This is a genomic window from Telluria sp. AIW5, from assembly GCF_056680575.1.
This window is the reverse complement of record NZ_CM155289.1, coordinates 2,296,299-2,317,182: the sequence shown is the minus strand read 5'-3', so window position 1 is coordinate 2,317,182 and position 20,884 is coordinate 2,296,299. Positions and strand designations below refer to the sequence as shown.

16 protein-coding genes are annotated in these 20,884 nt (G+C 65.7%); 12 read left to right on the top strand and 4 right to left on the bottom strand.

Translation table 11 applies throughout. From position 1 onward, the window contains the following. The first annotated feature begins 69 nt into the window (after positions 1 to 69). On the top strand, positions 70 to 1,761 hold the full coding sequence (locus tag AC1MEM_RS10165) for a methyl-accepting chemotaxis protein (RefSeq protein WP_499477015.1): 1,692 nt from the start codon (positions 70 to 72) through the stop codon (positions 1,759 to 1,761). Positions 1,762 to 1,998: 237 nt separating this feature from the next. Here AC1MEM_RS10165 and AC1MEM_RS10160 read toward each other — a convergent pair whose 3' ends face one another. After that, entirely contained in the window at positions 1,999 to 3,342 is a 1,344-nt protein-coding gene (locus AC1MEM_RS10160; RefSeq protein WP_499477014.1) for an amidohydrolase, read from the bottom strand. A gap of 299 nt (positions 3,343 to 3,641) precedes the next feature. Here AC1MEM_RS10160 and AC1MEM_RS10155 point away from each other — a divergent pair, with 299 nt between their 5' ends. From AC1MEM_RS10155 to AC1MEM_RS10145, 3 genes are all read left to right on the top strand, one after another. Continuing rightward, positions 3,642 to 5,366 (top strand): methyl-accepting chemotaxis protein, encoded by a 1,725-nt coding sequence (locus AC1MEM_RS10155; RefSeq protein WP_499477013.1) that lies wholly within the window; start codon positions 3,642 to 3,644, stop codon positions 5,364 to 5,366. A gap of 657 nt (positions 5,367 to 6,023) precedes the next feature. Continuing rightward, positions 6,024 to 6,629, top strand: coding sequence for a caspase family protein (locus tag AC1MEM_RS10150; protein ID WP_499477012.1), 606 nt, complete (start codon positions 6,024 to 6,026; stop codon positions 6,627 to 6,629). 165 nt (positions 6,630 to 6,794) lie between these two features. Next, positions 6,795 to 7,052, top strand: a complete 258-nt coding sequence (locus tag AC1MEM_RS10145; protein ID WP_499477010.1) for a hypothetical protein — start codon at positions 6,795 to 6,797, stop codon at positions 7,050 to 7,052. A gap of 44 nt (positions 7,053 to 7,096) precedes the next feature. Here the strand turns inward: AC1MEM_RS10145 and AC1MEM_RS10140 are convergent, their stop codons facing one another. After that, positions 7,097 to 7,474: a COG4315 family predicted lipoprotein gene (locus tag AC1MEM_RS10140; RefSeq protein ID WP_499477009.1), complete on the bottom strand. Its 378-nt coding sequence runs from the start codon at positions 7,472 to 7,474 to the stop codon at positions 7,097 to 7,099. 225 nt (positions 7,475 to 7,699) lie between these two features. Between AC1MEM_RS10140 and AC1MEM_RS10135 the strand changes: the two genes are divergently transcribed. From AC1MEM_RS10135 to AC1MEM_RS10115, 5 genes are all read left to right on the top strand, one after another. Then, positions 7,700 to 8,602, top strand: coding sequence for an alpha/beta fold hydrolase (locus tag AC1MEM_RS10135; RefSeq protein WP_499477007.1), 903 nt, complete (start codon positions 7,700 to 7,702; stop codon positions 8,600 to 8,602). A 65-nt stretch (positions 8,603 to 8,667) separates the two neighbouring features. Beyond that, positions 8,668 to 9,645 (top strand): CE1 family esterase, encoded by a 978-nt coding sequence (locus tag AC1MEM_RS10130; RefSeq protein WP_499477006.1) that lies wholly within the window; start codon positions 8,668 to 8,670, stop codon positions 9,643 to 9,645. Between the two features lie 115 nt (positions 9,646 to 9,760). Next, positions 9,761 to 10,609 (top strand): oxygenase MpaB family protein, encoded by an 849-nt coding sequence (locus AC1MEM_RS10125; RefSeq protein ID WP_499477004.1) that lies wholly within the window; start codon positions 9,761 to 9,763, stop codon positions 10,607 to 10,609. 79 nt (positions 10,610 to 10,688) lie between these two features. Then, a complete protein-coding gene (hisC, locus tag AC1MEM_RS10120; protein WP_499477002.1) occupies positions 10,689 to 11,747 on the top strand; it encodes a histidinol-phosphate transaminase in 1,059 nt (352 codons plus the stop codon). 81 nt (positions 11,748 to 11,828) lie between these two features. Beyond that, positions 11,829 to 12,332: a LysR substrate-binding domain-containing protein gene (locus AC1MEM_RS10115; protein WP_499477001.1), complete on the top strand. Its 504-nt coding sequence runs from the start codon at positions 11,829 to 11,831 to the stop codon at positions 12,330 to 12,332. Between the two features lie 49 nt (positions 12,333 to 12,381). Here the strand turns inward: AC1MEM_RS10115 and AC1MEM_RS10110 are convergent, their stop codons facing one another. Beyond that, positions 12,382 to 15,570: an error-prone DNA polymerase gene (locus AC1MEM_RS10110; RefSeq protein ID WP_499477000.1), complete on the bottom strand. Its 3,189-nt coding sequence runs from the start codon at positions 15,568 to 15,570 to the stop codon at positions 12,382 to 12,384. An 84-nt stretch (positions 15,571 to 15,654) separates the two neighbouring features. On the opposite strand from AC1MEM_RS10110, the gene AC1MEM_RS10105 reads away from it, so the two are divergent. Next, positions 15,655 to 16,443, top strand: a complete 789-nt coding sequence (locus tag AC1MEM_RS10105; protein ID WP_499476998.1) for a PhzF family phenazine biosynthesis protein — start codon at positions 15,655 to 15,657, stop codon at positions 16,441 to 16,443. Between the two features lie 37 nt (positions 16,444 to 16,480). Further along, complete coding sequence (locus AC1MEM_RS10100) at positions 16,481 to 17,449, top strand: Bug family tripartite tricarboxylate transporter substrate binding protein (protein ID WP_499476997.1); 969 nt, start codon at positions 16,481 to 16,483, stop codon at positions 17,447 to 17,449. A gap of 39 nt (positions 17,450 to 17,488) precedes the next feature. Here AC1MEM_RS10100 and AC1MEM_RS10095 read toward each other — a convergent pair whose 3' ends face one another. Continuing rightward, complete coding sequence (locus tag AC1MEM_RS10095; RefSeq protein WP_499476995.1) at positions 17,489 to 18,415, bottom strand: LysR family transcriptional regulator; 927 nt, start codon at positions 18,413 to 18,415, stop codon at positions 17,489 to 17,491. 106 nt (positions 18,416 to 18,521) lie between these two features. Between AC1MEM_RS10095 and metE the strand changes: the two genes are divergently transcribed. Continuing rightward, complete coding sequence (metE, locus tag AC1MEM_RS10090; RefSeq protein WP_499476994.1) at positions 18,522 to 20,855, top strand: 5-methyltetrahydropteroyltriglutamate--homocysteine S-methyltransferase; 2,334 nt, start codon at positions 18,522 to 18,524, stop codon at positions 20,853 to 20,855. Positions 20,856 to 20,884 lie beyond the last annotated feature (29 nt).

Sequence of the window (20,884 nt, the reverse complement as noted above, 5' to 3'; positions counted from 1 at the left end):
CATACGCCAATTACCATTTGGCAATGTAAAATTCCGGGCTCAAACAGCGTATGAGAAAAGGTTATAGGAATGAAAGCATTTGCTAACTTGAACATCGGAAAACGCCTGGGCGCCGTCTTTACGCTGGTGCTTGCGCTGACCGTATTGATCGCCGGCGCCGGCATCTGGCGCCTGAATACGATCGCCGATGCCACCAACGCCATGATGGCCGCGCCCCTGGCCAAGGAACGCCTGATGAGCGAGTGGCATACCCAGACCTTCGCCGCGGTACGCCGCACCGCCGCCATCGTCAAGAGCAGCGATACGAGCCTGGTGGAATTCTTCAAGGCCGACGGCGCCAAGACTTCCGGCCACACGACCGAGCTGATCAAGAAAATCGAACCGATGCTCGAAGGCGAGCAGGAGCACGCATTGTTCGACCGCATCAGCGCGATGCGCAAGGCCTACACCGATGCCAAGAACAAGGCGGTCAAGGCGCGCGCGGACGGCGACCCCGACGGTGCGGCCCGCGTCCTGACCGAGGAATACATGCCGGCCGCGGATGCCTACGAAGGCACCCTGGCCGAACTGGTCAAGCTGCAGCAGGATCGCATCGACGCCACCGCTGCCGGCATCAAGGCCGATAACCAGCACAGCGCACGCATGATCGGCCTGCTGACCGCGGTCGCGGTGGCGCTGGGCGCGCTCTTCTCCTGGCTGCTCACGCGCGGCATCGTGCGTCCGATCCGCGAAGCGGTGACGCTCGCCGAAACCGTCGCCAGCGGCGACCTGACGCGCCGCATCGACGCCACGACGAAGGACGAAACCGGCGCCCTGCTGCGCGCATTGCGCCACATGAACGACAGCCTGGTCAACATCGTCAGCGAAGTACGCGGCGGCACCGACACCATCAGCGGGGCCTCGGGCGAAATCGCCGCGGGCAATATGGATTTGTCTTCGCGCACCGAACAGCAGGCCGCCTCGCTGGAAGAAACCGCCGCCTCGATGGAACAGATCACCGGCACCGTGCGCCAGAACGCCGACAATGCGCGCGAAGCAAACCAGCTCGCCATCACCGCATCGAACGTGGCGGTCGAAGGCGGCGCCGTGGTCGGCAAGGTCATCACGACCATGGGTTCGATTAATGAGTCATCGCGCAAGATCGTCGACATCATCGGCGTCATCGACGGCATCGCCTTCCAGACCAATATCCTGGCGCTGAACGCGGCAGTCGAAGCGGCGCGTGCCGGCGAACAGGGCCGCGGTTTCGCGGTCGTGGCTTCGGAAGTGCGCACCCTGGCCCAGCGTTCGGCCGCGGCGGCCAAGGAAATCAAGGGCCTGATCGGCGACTCGGTCGAGAAAGTCGATTTGGGGGCCAAACTGGTCGACCAGGCCGGCGCCACGATGGAGCAGGTGGTGGAATCGATCCGCCGCGTCACCGACATCATGGCCGAGATCACCCACGCGACCCAGGAGCAGACCGGCGGCATCGAGCAGGTCAACATCGCCATCGGCCAGATGGACGAAGCGACCCAGCAGAACGCGGCCCTGGTCGAGGAATCGGCAGCGGCGGCGGCGTCGATGCAGGAACAGGCGGCCAAACTGGCGCAGGTGGTCGGCGTGTTCAAGCTCGATGCGCAGGCGGCTCCGGCAGCCGCCACCACGCGTGCGCCCGCGGTCCGTCCGAAGCAGCTCGCGCGTGCCGCCAGGGCGCCCGCTGCGGCGGGCGTGAAGCCGGCGGCGCGTGCCACGGCCACGGCCGATGAGTGGGAAACGTTCTGATCGCCTTGGTCGATCAAGGTGATCGATGAAAGCCGCCCGCATGCCGGGCGGTTTTTTTTTGGCCGTCCCAGGCGTGCATGCGATGTACCGCGTGGACTCAAGAGTCCACCCTACGATTCATCGCTGTTCGTAGGGTGGAGTCCTGACTCCACGCGGTACAACATCCGAATGATCGATCCGCATCCACAAACAAAAACGCCGGCATCGCGCCGGCGTCTTCGTGATTACGTCATTACCTTACTTCTTCTGCCCCGGCTTGAGCAGGTCCAGCAAAATCGCCGTCTCCGCCGTAATGAACGAACGCACGGTCGGCTTGAATTCCGGCGCCCACTGCGGCGAGTGCGTGCCCGGCGGGTACTTGCCGGCCTTGCGCGCGGCCGCCAGCTTGCCCGGCTCCACTGCGCCCACGTGCAGCAGCACGGCCTTGACGCCGGCCTGGCCGTAATTCGCAAAATCTTCCGAGGTCATCTTGGCCGGCATTTCGACCACGTTCTGGGCGCCCAACGCTCCCTGCACCGCGGCCACCGCGCGTGCGGTCAGCTCCGGATCGTTGTAGACCGAGTCGGCGCCGGGCACGATGTCGACTTCCGGCTTCTTCGGTGCGCCGGCGGCCATTGCTTCGCCTTCGACTTCGCGCACGATGCTGGCCAGGACGCGCTGGCGCACTTCCGGCTTGAAGGTACGCACCGTCAGCAGCAGCTTGACCTGGTCCGGCACGATGTTGGCCTGGGTGCCGCCGTGGATGCTGCCGACGGTGATGACGACCGGGTCGGCCGGGTTGTTCTCGCGCGAGATCAGGGTCTGCAGCGCCATCACGATACGCGCCGACATGACGACCGGGTCGCGCGTTTCCTGTGGCGTCGCGCCGTGGCCGCCCTGGCCGTGGACGGTGATCGTGACCGTATCGGCCGAAGCGCGGAAGTGGGCGGAATGCCAGCCGACCTGGCCGGCCGGCAGCGTGCCTTCGTCGTGCAGCGAGATCGCGTAGTCAGGCTTCGGGAAGCGCTTGAACAGGCCATCTTTCAACATCGCGGCCGAACCCTTCAACGGCTCTTCGGCCGGCTGGCCGACCAGCATCAGCGTGCCGCTCCAGGCCTTGCGGTTTTCCGCCATCAGCTTGGCCGTGGCATACCAGGCCGACATGTGGACGTCGTGGCCACAGGCGTGCATGGTCGGCACGGTCTCGCCGGCCGCGTTCTTGGTGGTGACGGTGCTGGCAAAGGCCAGGCCGGTCTTTTCCTGCACCGGCAGCGCATCGAGTTCGGTGCGCAGCATGGCGATCGGGCCGGGACCGTTTTTCAGGATCGCGACGATGCCGGTGCCGCCGATGCCGGTGGTGACTTCGAAGCCCAGCGCCTTCACGCGCTCGGCCAGCTTCTTCGCGGTCTGGACTTCGTTGAAGGCCAGTTCAGGATTGCGGTGCAGGTCCTGGTAGAGGGCTTCGATGCTCGGGTAATCCTTGTCCAGCTGGGTCGTGAATTCCGGCGGCAGGGCTGCTGCCTGGGCGGATACCTGGACGGCGCCGGCGACGGTCGCGCCGGCCAGCAGGAGGTGTTTCAGGAGACGGTTCGATGGTTTCATGGTCTGGTCAGAATGAGCGCCATGCGGCGCGGGTGACACGGAATCTAGTCCAGATTCCCCGGGGCCGCAAGCCTAACAAATCAGATGCAGCAAAGCAATATTTAACAATTAACGTGGCAAGGCTGACAGCGAAAGTGTCGTAAAAATTGCCGTACATCACTTTTTTGTAGCCTTGGTAAGGGCACCGGCCTTAAAATCCGCTTTTCCCAGCGGCATTCCTGTCGCTTCATGGCCGCTCGTGCTGGTTCGGCCGCCATGCCTTCCAATTCACGAATACCAGTCACCAAAGGAATGCTGTAATGGGCTTCATCTCGAACATCAAGATCGGCAAGCGCCTCGGACTCGGCTTCGCGCTGATCCTCGCCATGACCGTGCTGATCGCACTCGCCGGCATCTGGCGCCTCACCCAGGTGGCCGACAAGACCCGCAACATGATGGCCGCGCCGCTGACGAAAGAACGCCTGATCACCGACTGGTACAGCCTGAACTTCGCGTCGATCCGCCGCACCTCCGCCATCGTCAAGAGCACCGACCCGGCGCTCGGCCCCTACTTCAAGGAAGACTCGGCCGCCTCGGTGAAGAAGGCCGCCGAACTGCTCAAGGGAATCGAGCCGCTGATCGAAGGCGAGGCCGAGAAAGCCCTGTTCGCGAAGATCCTCGAGCAGCGCAAGGCCTACAGCGCCTCGCGCGACGGCGCCGTCAAGGCCAAGGCCGCCGGCAACGAAGAAGAAGCGGCGAAAATGCTCGACGAGAAATTCACCCCGGCCGCCAAGCTGTACCAGGACCTGCTGCAGGAACTGGTCGTCATGCAGCGCTCGAGCATCGACGCGACCGCCAAGGCGATCGACGCCAATGCCAGCCGCAGCATCACCGTCATCTCGCTGCTGACCGCCGTCGCCGTCCTGCTCGGCGCGATCCTGTCGTGGCTGCTCACCACCGGCATCACCCGTCCGATCCGCGCTGCCGTGGAGCTGGCCGAAACCGTGGCCGGCGGCGACCTGACCCGCACCATCGCCACCAATAGCAAAGACGAAACCGGCGCCCTGCTGCGCGCCCTGGGCCACATGAACGACAGCCTGGTCAAGATCGTGTCCCAGGTGCGCAGCGGCACCGATACCATCGCCACCGGCTCGGCTGAAATCTCGGCCGGCAACCTGGACCTCTCGAGCCGCACCGAACAGCAAGCCGGCGCCCTCGAAGAAACCGCGGCGTCGATGGAAGAACTGACCACCACCGTGCGCCAGAACGCCGACAACGCGCGCCAGGCCAACCAGCTGTCGATCACGGCGTCGGAAGTGGCGCAGCAAGGCGGCGCGGTGGTCGGCCAGGTCATCACGACCATGGGTTCGATCAACGAATCGTCGCGCAAGATCGTCGACATCATCGGCGTCATCGACGGCATCGCCTTCCAGACCAACATCCTGGCGCTGAACGCGGCAGTCGAAGCGGCACGTGCCGGCGAACAGGGCCGCGGCTTCGCCGTCGTCGCTTCCGAAGTGCGCAACCTGGCGCAGCGTTCGGCCGCGGCGGCGAAGGAAATCAAGGTCCTGATCGGCGACTCGGTCGACAAGGTCGACGTCGGCGCCAAACTGGTCGACCAGGCCGGCGCGACGATGGAGCAGGTCGTCTCCTCGATCCGCCGCGTCACCGACATCATGGCCGAGATCACCGCCGCCAGCCAGGAACAGACCGGCGGCATCGAGCAGGTCAACCAGGCCATCGGGCAGATGGACCAGGTCACCCAGCAGAACGCCGCCCTGGTCGAAGAAGCGGCAGCCGCCGCCGCCTCGATGCAGGACCAGGCCGCAACGCTGGCGCAAGTGGTCGGCGTGTTCAAGCTCGACCGCGCCCATGACGTCGCGCTGCCGGCGCACCAGGCAAGCCGCCCGGCAATCAAGAAGGCCGCGGCAACGCCTGCGCGCATTGCGGCCAGGCCTGCCGCCGCCGCACGCAAGGACAAGTTCGTCAACAAGACGCCGTCCAAACCGGTCGCGGCCGGTGGCGGCGATTGGGAAGAGTTCTGACTTCCTGCTGACCTGATCAAACGAAGCCAGGCATCGCGTCTTGATGCCGTTCAGTGAAGGAGGCCGCTGCGATTCACATCGGAGCGGCCTTTGTTCTTGAGGTCGACGCGCGGGCATGCCCGCCCTACGGTGCGCCACCGTCGTCATTGTTGGTCGAGACCGCTGTGTAACGTAGGGCGGGCATGCCCGCGCGTTATGCTGGCCCGGGCAGCTCATATACACCTTGGAGCAGTGGCAATGGGTCTTTTGGCCTGCGGCCAGGGCACCGGCGCCGACGCGTGGCAAACCTTCTAAACGGTTTTCACCGTTCTCCCCGCCTCGACAAAAAGCCGTCCGCATTGCCGGGCGGTTTTTTTATGCCCCTGTAGCAAGCTGTGCAGCCCATACCACAGGGCGTGAAAATCTTTCAATAAGGTTATTGACCAAGAAATACAAAAAGAGCATCCTTTTTGTCGTATTCCGCATTCTGGTCCCGCCGAAAACTACTCAAAAACAGGCTCAGCGACGAACGAACAAGCGGCTGCCCCCCTTTGCATACGCGCTGGCCTTGCTGCCGCCGCCTGCCCCGCCCAGTCGGTGCAACCCCAGGCCGGCACGCTCCGGCCGCCCTCCACGCCCCCGACTCCCGCCGCGCCAAAGGCCGCGCCGCCGCGCGTGGTGGCCCCGACATCCCGGCCGGCACGCGGGGACATTACCGAAGGCAGCCTCGAGGTGCGGGCCTTCCGTTTCTCGGGCGACCTCACCGGCCTGCCCGAGGACGAGGTGTTCTATGCCGGCCATGGCTATATCCACCCCGGTTCCTCGGTCGGCTACTGGATTCCGACCGACGCGAATGTCGACGATCCGCGCGGCTGGCTGTCGAACATCGACATCGCGCGCTTCATGGCGAACAACCCGGCGCGCCAGCAGCTGCTGGTGTCCGACAGCTGTTTCTCGGGCTCCCTCACCCGCGAAGGCGTGGCCGAGGAACAGCGCACCGGCTTGAACCGGAACGCCATCCTGATGCGCCGCTCGGTGGTGGCGATGTCTTCCGGCGGCGAAGAAGTCGTGGCCGACAGCACGCTCGACGGGCACTCGCCCTTCACCTATTACCTGCTGCACCAGCTGCAGGAGGCGAAAGGCGAAATCCCGGCCCGGGACATGCTGCTGTCGATTCGCGACAAAGTGACCAACAACGCCGGCCAGGTGACTTCCTACGGCATCATCATCTCTTCGGGACACGCAAGCGGCGGCGAATACCTGCTCAATCCGAAGACGAATTAGGTCTTGGCGGATGCGGGGCGCGCGCCGCCCGCAGGCCGCTTTGCGAGTCGGTCACAGGTGCGCGGTAGGCCGCGGCTGAGCAGCGTCAGCGGCATTGGTGCAAGGCCCTGCGGTCGGCATGCCTTACTATTCCAGCATGATTCGACTGATTCAGGAGAGCGGGAAATGCTAAAACTCGGAACCGACGACGCACTGATCGACAAACTGGGCGCGCTCGCCGCGCATGCCGTCGAGGAAGCACTGGCTTCCGGCCTGCGCTGGGACCAGGCCATCACCGCCTTCGGCATCGCCAGCAAGGCGATCGCCGCCCAGGCAGCCAGCCAGGGCAACGGCACGCTCGAGCAATGCACGGCGCACGCGCAGGAGCGCCTGAAGTTCGGCATGGAGCAAAGCGCCGACGTACTCAAGGCCTGGCTCAGCTGAGCTGGCCAGGCCGGGGCGAAGCTCAGGCAGCCCTCAGTCGGCCCTCAGTCAGCTACAACGTGCCACATATCCTTCATCTTGTCGCCCTTGCGCTCGCCCGGTTTCGTATCCTTGGCGAACAGGTACAAAGGCTTGCCCTTGTAGGCCAGCTGTGTCGTGCCGTCGTCGCGCCTGACCGTCGAATAGGGTGAGGTAACGCTCGATTCGGTCACCATCACCGGCGGCCACATCTTGGCGCATGCTTCGTTGCACGCGCTCTTGCCGGAGCCGGCGGTGTCCTTGTCGAACGTGTAGACCGTCATGCCCTTGGCGTCGGCAAGCACGCCGTCGGCCTTTTTCATGCCCGATTGCGCGAGCGCGCTGCCGGTCGAGAACACGAGCACAGTGCCCAGCGCTGCGAGTACGGGGTGGATCGCTTTCATGGCTGTCTCCTGCAAATGATGGTGGAGCTTCAGTATAGGACGCGTGTGGACGAATTGTTACCGCAACGTGAAGCAGGATTCGGCGCCTCGCCCGACCGGACGAACAGGCGACATCCGGTGACAATCTGTGAATTTTTAGCAACTTAAATCGACTACACTGGGTGCTGGATGGCCAGCGCGGGTTTGTTGCCGGCCCCGTCTGTCGGATAACGCTGAGGAGCCCGGATGAACTTCACGATGTTTTCGCGCCGCACATGGCTGACCACCACGCTGGCGGTGCTGGCCGCCCTTCCGCTCACGCACGTGCTCGCGGCGCCTTTCGCCTCGCAGCGCATCACCGTGCGCACCGAGGGCTCGGGGCCCGACGTCGTCCTCATCCCGGGCCTGAACTCCTCGCCGCGCGCCTGGGCCTCGACCGTCGCCGCGCTTCCGGGCTACCGCTATCACCTGGTACACATCGCGGGATTCGCCGGCAAGGCCGCCGGCGGCAACAAGGAAGGGACGGTGGCCGCCCCGGTTGCGGACGAGATTGTCCGCTACATCAGGGAGTCAAACCTCGGGCAGCCCGCCGTCATCGGCCATTCGATGGGCGGCACCATCGGCATGATGCTGGCGAGCCGCCACCCGGACGCGCTGTCGCGCCTGATGGTGGTCGACATGGTTCCTTACCTCGGCAGCTTCTTCGCCGGTCCCGGCGCCGCGCCGGCCAGGGTGGAAGCGGTCGCCGACGGGATCGCCGCCGGCATGCGCGGCGCCAGCCCGGAGCAGCGCTCGAAACGGGCCACCGAGACCATCGTCGGCATGGTCGACACGGAAGCGATGCGCCCCGGGGCGATCGAGGATTCGATGAGCAGCGACGTTGACGTCGGCATCCGTGCCTATCGCGAACTGATCGTCACCAACCTGATTCCCGAGCTGTCGAAGATGACGGTGCCGGTCACGGTGCTGTACGTCCAGCCAAAGAGCGTACCGCTGCCGGCCGAGCAGTTCGACGGCGTCTACAAGGCTGCGTACTCGCCCGTTCAACACCTGACCCTGAAGCGCATTCCCGACAGCGCCCACTTCATCATGTGGGACCAGCCGCAGCGCTTCCAGGCGGAAGTGAAGGCGTTTCTTTCGGCGCCTTGAAGGTGCGGCATGCAAAAGACCGCAGGACAAGCATCAGTTTACTAACCGTTCAAGAGAGGTGAGGTATGGGTCGACGTAGCGCGTGGTTCTTCTGCCTGCTCGCCGCGGGACTGGCAGCGCCGGCGTGTGCGGTTACCATCAGCGACCATCTGCTGGCGCGTCCCGAAGGGCAACGGCATTTCATCGCCGTCGAGGCGGAAGGAAAGCCGAAGGCGAAGCGTCCCCTTCTTATCCTGCTGCACGGCCATGGCGGCAGCGCCGCCGTGATGGTCGGCCTGAAATCCTTCGCCGGTTACAAGACGCAGGCGTGGACGGCGTTGGCGGAACGCGAAAACATGCTGATCCTCGCCCCCGATGGTGTGAAGGGGAGCGACGACAAGCACTCGTGGAACGACTGCCGCAGCGATGCCGCCACCAACACGACCACCGACGACGTCGGATTTATCGGCGCGCTGATCGACACCGCGATTGCCAGGTTTGACGCCGATCCGAAGCCTGTCTACGTGTACGGTGTATCGCATGGCGGCGCGATGGCCTACCGCGCCGGGATCGAACTGGCGCCCCGGCTTGCCGCCATCGGCGTGCAAAGCGGCCTCATGGCGGCACAGAGTGCGTGCCCGCCACCATCGCACCCATTGTCGGTATTCATCGAACACGGCACGGCCGACGAGATCGTGCCCTATGCCGGCGGAAAAGCCGGCAGCTGGATGCTGCATGGACGCGGCACCACCCTCGGCGCCGAGCAAACGGTCACCATCTGGCGAACGCTCGCCAAATTGCCCGACACGGCAGCGACGAACCGCTTCCCGCACCTCCGTCCCGACGACCCGACTTCCGCCACACGGTATGTCTGGGGAGCCGACCCCGCGGGCGTCCAGGTCGAGTTCTTGCGGATCGATGGCGGAGGACATATCGAAGCGGCCAAAAACGACGAGCTTCCCTGGCTGCTGCGCAAACTCCTGGGCAACATGAATCACGACGTCGATACGGCCGAGGAAACCTGGGCTTTTTTCAAGACGAAACGCAGCACCGCCGCGCATTGAACCTTCCCTTGCGTGCCGGGGAGCGCGTCCCGGGCTCCCGGCGCCTCCGTGATGGCGGCAAGCTCCGGTGAACCGGGGTAAGCTGTATCGCGGACTTTGTGGAGGAACGCCGGCGATGCTGGAAACGATACGCGAGCTGCTGCGCCCTCCCCCAGGCATGGCCTTCGACTTCAGCCAGCCGCCAGGCGAGCCGGCGCTGGCGCCGCCGGACGGCGTCGCCTGGCGGGTGTTCGCCAATCCGGTCTCGCTGTTTATCGGCGGCGTGGCCGCGGTGCTGCTCGAACTGGCCGAACCATCGGTACGTTCGGGCGTCTGGAACGCGGGGGGCTTCCAGCGCGATCCGGGCATGCGCCTGCGCCGCACCGGCTTTGCGGCCATGATGACGGTGTATGGCCCGCGCCCGGCGGCGGAAAAGCTGATCGCGCAGGTGGTGCGGGTGCACGGCCAGGTGCGCGGCACCACGCCCGATGGCCTGCCCTTTCACGCCAACGATCCGCGCCTGCTCGACTGGGTGCAGGCGAGCGCCGTGTTCGGATTCACCGAGGCTTATCACCGCTACCTCCACCCCCTGTCGCCGGACGAGAAGGATGCCGCCTTCGTCGAAGCCCAGCCCGCCGCCCGCCTGTACGGCGCGACCGGCGTGCCGCGCTCCTGGGCCGCGTGGGAGGCGCTGCTCGACACGGCCGCGCCGGGGCTGGAGGGTTCAGGCATCCTCGCCGAGTTTTTGCGCATCATGGCCGAGGCGCCGCTCGTGCCCGCGCCGCTGCGTCCGCTCCAGCGGCTGCTGGTGCGCGCCGCGGTGGAGATCACGCCCGAGCCGGTACGTTCGCTGCCGCAGTTACGGGGACGTGGTTTGCGCTTCGGCGAGGCAAGGGCCGTTCGCACGCTGACGCGGGTGGCCGCGCTGCTGCCATTAGGCGATACGCCGCCGCTGCAGGCCGCCCGGCGGCTCAACAAAATGTGAGGGTCATCCCGGCCCCGTATAATCCTCCGTCGTTGAGCTGTTCCCGCCGCCTTGATTAGTGTGCATTGGAGAAGATGTAATGAGCCGTTTCTGGAGTGATATCGTCCACGACCTCGTACCTTATACGCCGGGCGAGCAGGTACAGATACCTGGACTGATCAAGCTCAACACCAATGAAAACCCGTATGGCCCGTCGCCCCGGGCGGTGGCCGCAATGCAGGCCGCCGTTGGCGATGACCTGCGCAAGTATCCGGACCCGTCGAACACGATGGTGAAAGATGCGGTGGCGCGCCGGTTTGGGCTGGAACGCGAACAGGTCTTCGTTGGCAACAGCTCCGACGAGGTACTGGCACACACCTTCCACGCGCTGCTCAAGCATGACAAGCCGCTGCTGAGCCCGGACATCAGCTACAGCTTCTATCCGACTTACTGCAGCCTGTACGGCATCGAGCATGTGCTGGTGCCGCTCAACGACCGCTTCGAGATCGAGGTCGAGGCGTACCAGCAGCCGTGCGGCGCGATCATCATCGCCAACCCGAACGCACCGACAGGCATCGCACTCCCTTTGGCGAGCATTGCCATACTGGCGGCCATGCATCCGGACCAGGTGCTTGTGATCGACGAAGCTTACGTGGACTTCGGCGCCCAAAGCGCCGTGACGCTGCTGGATCGCTACAGTAATGTGCTGGTCATCCAGACCTTGTCGAAGTCACGTTCGCTGGCCGGCCTGCGGGTCGGCTTCGCAGTCGGCCATCCCGACCTGATCGCAGGCCTGGAGCGCGTCAAGAACAGCTTCAACTGCTATCCGCTGGGCCAGGTGCAGCAAGCCGGCGCAGTGGCCGCGCTGGACGATCAGGCCTACATGGAACAGACTGCGCGCGCCATCATTGCCAGCCGCGGCTGGTTGACGGCGCAGATGCAGGCGCTGGGCTTTGAAGTGCTGCCCTCGCATGCCAACTTCATCTTCGCGCGCCACCCGCAGCACGACGGCGCCAGGCTGGCAGCCGAACTGCGCCAGCGCGCCATCCTCGTGCGACACTTCAATCGACCGCGCATCGACCAGTTCCTGCGCATCAGTATCGGCACGGATGCGGAATGTGCGGCGCTGGTCGATGCGCTCGGGTCGATACTGGCCTGAGGCGCCCGCCTCCTGAAGTCGGGCGAAAAGCGCGCGTGCCCGGCATGCGAGATCATCAACGACTACCGTCTCGCCGACATCGTGGCGGACCGGTTCGACGCGGGGGTCCGCCTCGGTGAACAGGTCGCGCAAGACATGATTGCTGTGCGTATCGGGCCGGACTTCGAGCAATGCGTGGTTGGTGCGCCTGCGTATTTCAAGAAATACGGGAAGCCCAGGACGCCGCATGAGCTGAACGCACATCGTTGCATCGCATTGCGCCTGCCGACGTCCGGAGGTGTCTGGTCGTGGCCCTTCGAAAAAGAGGGACGCGAATTGAAGGTACGCCCGGGCGGACAACGGGCCTTCAACACGATGACGCTGCAACTCGACAGCGCCCTGGCGGGCCTTGGAATGGGTTACCTGCCTGAAGATGTCGTCAAGGAACACCTGGCAGCCGGACGACTGGTCCGGGTGTTGGCAGACTGGTCGGCACCAATGTCCGGCTACCACCTTTACTATCCAAGCCGGCGCCAGCCGACACCGGCCTTTTCCTTGCTGGTCGCGGCCCTGCGTTTTCAAGCGGGGAAGATACGTGATGAATAGCCCGGTTCCACGTGTCGAACGGTGTTTTTAGCCTCTGGCTCGCTCATCCTCAGCAAAAATCCCGGCTATTCGTCGCCAGCCTGCCCAGCAAATGCGACATATCCACCAGCCGCTTCGCCACCAGGTGCTTCACCTGCCCCTGGCTCTGCCAGATCCCGTACACCCCCAGCAGGTTCGCGCCCAGCACCTCGCGCCGCTGGTGTTCGACCAGGTCCGGCCAGACGATCACGTTGACGTTGCCCGTCTCGTCTTCCAGCGTCATGAACAGCACGCCGTTCGCGGTGCCGGGACGCTGGCGCACGGTCACCAGGCCGCAGCCGCGCGCGAGCTGGCCGTCGGCGTATTCGTTCAGCACGGACGCAGGCATGAAGCGCTGCGCCAGCAATTGCTTGCGCAGCAGCGCCACCGGGTGCCGTCCCAAAGTAAGGCCTTGCGCGCGGTAGTCGCCGACGATCTCGTCGCCTTCCGACGGCGCGGCCAGCACCGGCATCTCTTCCTCCGGCGTGGTCGGGCGCAGCAGGTCCTTGTCGGGCACGGCGCCGACCGCCTGCCATAAGGCTTCCCGGCGATGCCCGGCGAGCGAGCGCAGGGCGTTGGCGCCGGCCAGCACCTGCAAGTCGCCGCGGTCGAGCCCTGCCCGCCTCGCCAGGTCGGCCACGCTATCGAAAGGCCGGATCGCGCGCGCGTCCTCGATGCGCGCCGCGGCCTCGCGGCTCATGCCGCGCTGGAGGGACAAACCCAGGCGCACCGCGGGCTGGCGCGTCGGGTCGTGCAGCTCTTCCAGCGTCGACTCCCAGCCGCTGATGGCGATATCGACCGGCCGCACTTCGATGCCGTGGCGCCGGGCGTCCTGCACCAGCTGCGAGGGCGAGTAAAAACCCATCGGCTGGCTGTTCAACAGCGCGCATAAAAACGCGGCCGGCTCGTGGCACTTCATCCAGGAGCTGGCATAGGCCAGCAGCGCAAAGCTGGCCGCGTGCGACTCGGGAAAACCGTATTCGCCGAAGCCCTGGATCTGGCTGAAGATCGCTTCCGCGAACTCGAGTTCATAGCCGCGTTCGAGCATGCCGCGCACGATGCGGTCGTAATAGTGTTCCAGTCCGCCCTTGCGCTTCCAGGCGGCCATCGCGCGCCGCAGCTGGTCGGCTTCACCCGGCGTGAAACCGGCGCCGAGGATCGCCACCTGCATCACCTGCTCCTGGAAGATCGGCACGCCCAGCGTGCGCCCGAGCGCGGCCTTCATTTCCTCGCTCGGATAGCGCACCGGTTCGAGGCCCTGGCGCCGCCGCAGGTAGGGATGGACCATGCCGCCCTGGATCGGCCCCGGGCGCACCACCGCCACCTCGATCACGAGGTCATAAAAAACGCGCGGCTTCATCCGCGGCAGCATGCTCATTTGCGCGCGCGACTCGATCTGGAAGACGCCCACCGTATCGGCCGCGCAGATCATGTCGTAGGTCGCCTTGTCCTCTAGCGGGATGTCCTGCATCTCGAACAGGCTGCCGTGGCGCAGGCTGACCAGTTCGAGCGCGCGCCGCAGCATCGACAGCATGCCCAGCGCCAGCACGTCGACCTTCATCAGGCCGAGTTCCTCGAGGTCGTTCTTGTCCCACTGGATGACGCTGCGGTCGGCCATGGTCGCGTTCTCGATGGGGACGAGCCTCGACAGTTTTCCCTGGGCGATGACGAAGCCGCCCGGGTGCTGCGACAGGTGGCGCGGGAAGTTCAGCAGCTGGGTGGCCAGGATCGCCCACTGGCGCGACAGCGGCGCTTCCGGATCGAGGCCGCTCTCGGCTAAACGGTTCAGCAGGTCCGCCTTGTTGTCGAACCAGCGGTGGGCCTTGCAAACCTTTTCGATGATCCCGAGGTCGACGCCGAGTGCGCGGCCGCTGTCGCGCAGCGCGCTTTTCGGGCGGTAGCTGATCACCACCGCGGCCAGCGCGGCGCGGGTGCGGCCGTACTTGTTGTAGATGTACTGGATGACCTCTTCGCGGCGCTGGTGCTCGAAGTCGACGTCGATGTCCGGCGGCTCGTTGCGCTCCTTCGAAATGAATCTTTCAAATAAGAGGTTGGCGCGCGCCGGATCGACTTCGGTGATGCCGAGGCAGTAGCACACGGCCGAATTGGCGGCCGAACCGCGCCCCTGGCACAGGATGTTGTTCGAGCGCGCGAAGTGGACGATGTCGTAGACGGTGAGGAAGTAGTGTTCATAGCCCATCTCGGCAATCAGGCTTAACTCGTGCTCAACCTGCGCCTGCACCTTGGCCGGAATCCCTTCTTTAAAACGCCGGTGCGCGCCGATATAGGTTTCGGAGCGCAGGAAGCTCGATGCCGTGTGCCCCTTCGGGACGACTTCGTTCGGGTATTCGTAGCGCAGCTCGTCGAGCGAGAAGCGACACAGGGAAGCGATACGGAGTGTCTCGTTCAAGGCCTCGCGCGAATAGATGTTCGCCAGGCGCAGGCGGGCGCGCAGGTGCTGCTCGGCGTTCTGCGCGAGACCGTAACCGCATTCGGCCACCGGCTTGTTCAGGCGCGTGGCGGTGAGCGTGTCCTGCAAGGGCTTCCTCGACCGGACATGCATCACGACGTGGCCGAGGGCGACGATCGGCAGGCGGTGCTGCCAGCCGACTTCCTCGATCGTGACCCGGTGCGCATCGTCGAAGGCGCGGTGCAGCAGCACGAGACCAAGCCAGGCGCGGTCCGGAAACTGCGCCGCCACCCAGCGCGCTTGTTCATGCAGGCGGTCGACGTCTTTCGGCTCGTGGCCCGGATAATGCGGCAGCAGGATCGCCAGGCAGTCGGGCATGCCTTTCAGGTGCGCCAGTTCCGGCGGCGGGTTGGCGATGTCGTCCGGCGTGAGGAAATAGGTCCCCTTCTCGCTGCGCGTGCGCCCCAGCGTGATGAACTCGGACAGGTTGCCGTAGCCGTTGCGGTTCCGGGCCAGCAGGATCAGGGACAGCGCAGGATCGCCCCCCGGGTGCTTCAAATGAAAATGGGCGCCGACGATGAAGGGCAGCGCCGCCTTCTTCGCCTCGGCATGGGCGCGCACCACGCCGGCGAGCGAACACTCGTCGGTCAGCGCCAGCGCCGCATACCCCAGCTTCACCGCCCGCGCCACCAGCTCCTCGGCGTGGGAAGCGCCTTGCAGGAAGGTGAAGTTCGAGAGGCAGAACAGCTCGGCATAATCAGGCAAATGAGCGGGCAGGCTCTGGGCCGGCGGCTGGGGTATCGATGACATCGGCAAGTTAAAATGTGATGAACACACCAACTACTGTATAAAAACACAGTATAACCGACGAGATCAACTTGGCAATCATTTTCCATGCGGACACTAAAATTCAGCTGTTTCGGTAAGGACCAGGGCGGCGGCAATCCGGCGCTGGTGGTCATTGATGGTCCTGTTGACGCCGCGACACGCCTGGCTCTGGCGCGTGAGCGGGCGCTCACTTGCGTCTTTCTCGACCCCGCCGGCGAACCCGATGTGGCCGCCACGCTCGATTTCATTTACCCGCACATGCGCAGCCCGCTCTGCCTGCACGCGACGCTGGCGGCGGCGCGGGTGCTGTTCGAGCGGCATGGCGACGACACACCACTCACGGTGACGACAGCCATGCATGGCCAGCGCCTGACCCTGTCGCGCGATGGTGCGGATGTATTCGTCAGGCTGGCCCCGCAGCAAGCGCCGCAGGTCGACATCGACGCCGCCCTGCCCGCCCGCCTGCTCGATGCGCCCGGGCTCCAACTGGCCAGCGCGCCCCTCATCGCCTCGGTCGGCAGCCCGAAGCTGCTGCTGGAAGTGGCGGATGCCGATACCTTGCACGGACTAAGGCCCGACCTGGAAGCGATTGTCGCCTGGGGCCGTGAACACGGCGTCAGCGGCTGCTACGTGTGGTGCCGTGTCGGCGAAGCGGAATACGAGGGCCGCAACTTCAACCACCTCGAGCCAGCGCTGGAAGACAGCGCGACCGGCGTCGCCGCCGGTGCGCTCACCGTCGCGATCAAACATGGCCTGCTGCTGCGCCAGGGCCGCGCGACGGGACGCGATTGCCTGATCCGGACCATGGTCGCAGGCGGCGCCGTGCTGGTCGGCGGACGCGTCGAAGCGTGTTAAAGTTGGTTACTACAAACATAACGCCAATGGAGACACCATGACCTTTTCGACGCTCACCCGCCGCTGCATCGCCGCACTCGTATTTTCCGCTCCGATCGCCGCGTTCGCCTATCCCACCGGCCCCGTCGAATGGGTCGTTCCCTACGCCCCAGGCGGCGGTTCCGATGTCGTCGCGCGCGTGATCGCGTCGGAAATGACGAAGACGCTCGGGCAGCCGATCATCATCAACAACAAGCCGGGCGCCGGCACGAATATCGGCGCGGCCTATGCCGCCAAGGCCAAACCCGATGGCCAGGTCGTGCTGACGGCCGATACGGCAACGCTCTCCACCAACCAGTTCTTGTACAGCAAGCCCGGCTACAACGCCGAACAGGACTTCGCGCCCGTCGGCCTGATGGCGCGCTTCCCGATGATCCTGGTGGTCAATCCCCAGGTCCCCGTGAAAAACCTGCAGGAGTTCACGGCGTGGGTGAAGGCGCAGCATGATCCGGTCGCGTACGCCACTCCCGGCGCAGGCAGCCCGCATCATCTCGCCACCGAGCTGTTTTCCGATCTCGCCCACCTGAAACTGACGCACGCGCCCTATAAAGGCGCGGCGCCCGCGGTGCAGGATGTCATCGGCGGCCAGGTGCCCTTCATGTTCGTCGATACCGCCAGCGGCGGCTCCCACATCCGCGCCGGCAAACTACGGGCGATCGGCGTGGCGAGCCTGAAGCGCGTGCAGAATTTCGACACGATCCCGACGCTGGCCGAGCAAGGCATGGCGGGCTTCGAAGCCTACGCCTGGCAGGGCATGGTGGCGCCGGCCAAAACGCCGGCGGCAACCATCGAGACGCTGAACAAAGCCTTGATCAAGGCGATCAACACGGAGGCGGTCAAGGCGCGCTTCCAGGCGCTCGGACTGGAAGCCATTCCCGGCAGCCCGGGCGAGATGGCGGCGTATGCCAAAGCCGAACGGGAAAAATGGGGCAAGGTCATCAAGGCGAAGGCGATCACCCTCGATTGACCGGGGCCGCCGCTGGCCCAGCGGCCGATCAGGACCGCGTCACAGCAACCTGATCCCCGGCAGCGCCAGCAGCGAGGTCTCGCGCATCACCTGCACGAAGTCGGCCAGGTAGGCGCTGCCTGCCAGCCGCTTCGGCACTACCGCATACAGGCGCGCGGTCAGGCCATCGGGGCCGATGCGCTGGCGCGCCACGTAGCCGCGCTCCAGGTAACCGTTCACCGCCCACAGCGGCAGCGCCGCGAAACCGCGGCCGCTGGCCACCAGCTGCAGCATCCCCACCGTCAGCTCGGTCGTCCTGCGCGGCGGCTCGACGCCGGCCGGGCGCAGCACCTGGCGCACCAGGTCGAGCATCTCGTCCGGCACCGGGTAGGTGATCAGGGCCTGGCCGGCAAAATCCTGCGCTTCGAGATACGGCTTGGTCAAACAGGGATGGCCCAGCGGCAGGATCGCGACCATCTCGAATTCGAACAGCGGATGAAACACCATGTCCGTTTCGCTCTCGTCCAGTTCCGAGACGATCGCCACTTCCGCGCGGTCCTGGTGCAGCAGGCCGACCGGGTCGGCCTGGAAACCGGACACGATGTCCTGCTCCACTTCGGGCCAGCGTTCGCGCAGCGCATCCATCGACGGCATCAGCCAGTCGAAACAGGTGTGGCACTCGACCGCGATGCGCAGCTTGCCGCTGCCGTCGCTGGCCATGCGCGCCAGGTCGCGTTCGGCCGAACCGACCAGCGGCAGCACCTGCGTCGCCAACTCGAGCAGGCGCTGGCCAGCCGCCGTGAACGCGACCGGCGTCGACTTGCGCTCGAACAGGCTGGCGTCGTACTGGCGTTCCAGCGCCAGCACCTGGTGCGACAAGGCCGACTGCGTCACGTTCAGCAGCTGCGCCGCGCGCGAAATGGTGCCCGCCTCCTTCAGGGCCAGCAGGGTGCGCAGGTGGCGCAGTTCGAGGATCGAGGTTCCCATCCACACTCCATGAATATTTTTCACATGATTAGCAAAATTTGTCGTTTGAATTATGCACCAGCTCTGCCGATAATCGATAGTCTCATTCATACAGATTTCGATAATCATGATAAAAACTCATACTCTCGGCTATCCCCGCATCGGCCTGCAACGTGAACTGAAGTTTGCCCTGGAGCGCCACTGGCGCGGCGAGATCGATGCCGCGGCGCTGGAAGCGGTCGGCGCCGCGCTGCGCGAACGCCACTGGGCGGAACAGGCAGCTGCGGAGCTCGACTTCGTCAGCGTCGGCGACTTCGCCTTCTACGACCACGTGGCGAACCACATCCAGCTGTTCGGCTGCGAGCCGGCACGCTTCGGCTTCGACGGCAGCGAAACGGCGCTGGCACGCTACTTCACGCTGGCACGCGGCGTCGCGCACGAGCATGCGGACGGCATCTGCTGCGGCAGCGCGCAGCCTGGAGGCACGGCAGCCCTGGAAATGACGAAGTGGTTCGACACCAACTACCACTACCTGGTGCCGGAGTTCGATGCCGCCTCCACCTTTGCGCTGGCCTCCGAACGCCTGCTGGGCGAGGTGGCCCAGGCGCGATCGCTCGGCCACCGCGTAAAAGTGGCGCTGATCGGTCCCCTGAGTTTCCTCTGGCTGGGCAAGACGCGCGACCCCGGCTTCGACAAACTCGACCTGCTCGACGCCCTGCTGCCGGCCTACGTCCAGCTGCTGGTGGAATTGAAGGCGGCCGGCGCCGAATGGGCGCAGCTCGACGAGCCGATCCTCGGCCTGGGCCTGCCGGGTGCCTGGATCCTCGCCTTCGAGCGCAGCTACCAGCGCCTCAACACGGCCCAGCTTCCGCTGCTGCTGGCCACCTATTTTTCGCCGCTCGAGGAAAACCTCAGCATGGCCTGCAAGCTGCCGGTCGCCGGCCTGCACGTCGATGCGGTACGCGCCGGGCACGAGCTGCAATCGATCGCCGACTGGCTGCCTGCGCACAAGCTGCTATCGGTCGGCATCGTCGACGGCCGCAACATCTGGCGCACCGACCTCGACGCCGCATTGGCGCGGCTCCTGCCGCTGGCCGCGCGCCGCGGCGGCGAACTCTGGCTGGCGCCTTCCTGCTCGCTCCTGCACGTGCCGCTGAGCCTGCGCGAGGACGCGGCGATCGACCCCGAACTGCGCGGCTGGCTGGCCGGCGCCCGCGAAAAACTGGGCGAGCTGCAGGTCCTGCGGCAAGCGCTGGCAGAGGGCGAAGGCAGCGTCTGGCTCGACCTGCGCGAGGCGCGCGCGGCGTGCGAGGCGCGCCGCACCAGCGCGCGCGTGCGCCGGCCCGAAGTCGCCGCGCGCCTGGCGGCGCTGGCGCCCGATGCCGACCGCCGCACCAGTCCCTATCCGGTACGCGAGGCCGCGCAGCAGGAACGCTTCGGTTTGCCGCTGTATCCGACGACGACCATCGGCTCCTTCCCGCAGACGGCGGCGATCCGCGCCGCGCGCGCCGCCTTCAAACGCGGCGAACTGGCGCAGGGCGACTATGAAGCGGCAATGCGGCGCGAGATCGGCCACGCGGTCAGCGAGCAGGAAGCGCTCGGCATCGACGTGCCGGTGCACGGCGAGGCCGAGCGCAACGACATGGTCGAATATTTCGGCGAACAGCTGGACGGCTTTGCCTTCAGTGCCAACGGTTGGGTGCAGTCCTACGGCTCGCGCTGCGTGAAGCCGCCCGTGCTGTTCGGCGACGTCGCCCGCCCCGCCCCGATGACGGTGGCCTGGAGCGCCTATGCCCAGGGCCTCACGGCGCGTCCGATGAAAGGCATGCTGACCGGGCCGGTAACGATCCTGCAATGGTCCTTCGTTCGCGACGACCAGCCGCGCTCCACCACCGCGCTGCAGATTGCGCTGGCGATCCGCGACGAAGCGCAGGACCTGGAAGCGGCCGGTATCGGCATCATCCAGATCGACGAGCCGGCGCTGCGCGAAGGCCTGCCGCTGCGGCGCGCAGCCTGGGACGGCTACCTGGACTGGGCCACGCGCGCCTTCCGCATCGCCGCCTGCGGCATCCAGGACACGACCCAGCTGCACACCCACATGTGCTACGCCGAGTTCAACGACATCCTGCCGCAGATCGCCGCGCTCGACGCCGACGTCATCACCATCGAGACCAGCCGTTCGGACATGGAACTGCTGCGCGGCTTCGGCAGCTTCGCCTACCCGAACGCCATCGGGCCCGGCGTCTACGATATCCACTCGCCGCGCGTGCCGTCCGCCGACGACATCCTGCGCCTGATGCGCAAGGCGGCCGAAGTGATCGCGCCGCGGCAGCTGTGGGTGAATCCCGACTGCGGCCTCAAGACGCGCGCCTGGCCGGAGACCCGTGCGGCACTCGCGAACATGGTGGAGGCGGCGCGCCTGCTGCGCAGCGAGAGTGCACTCGGCGGGCAGGCGGCGTGATGAAAAAGGCGCGTTCTTGCTCCTAACGC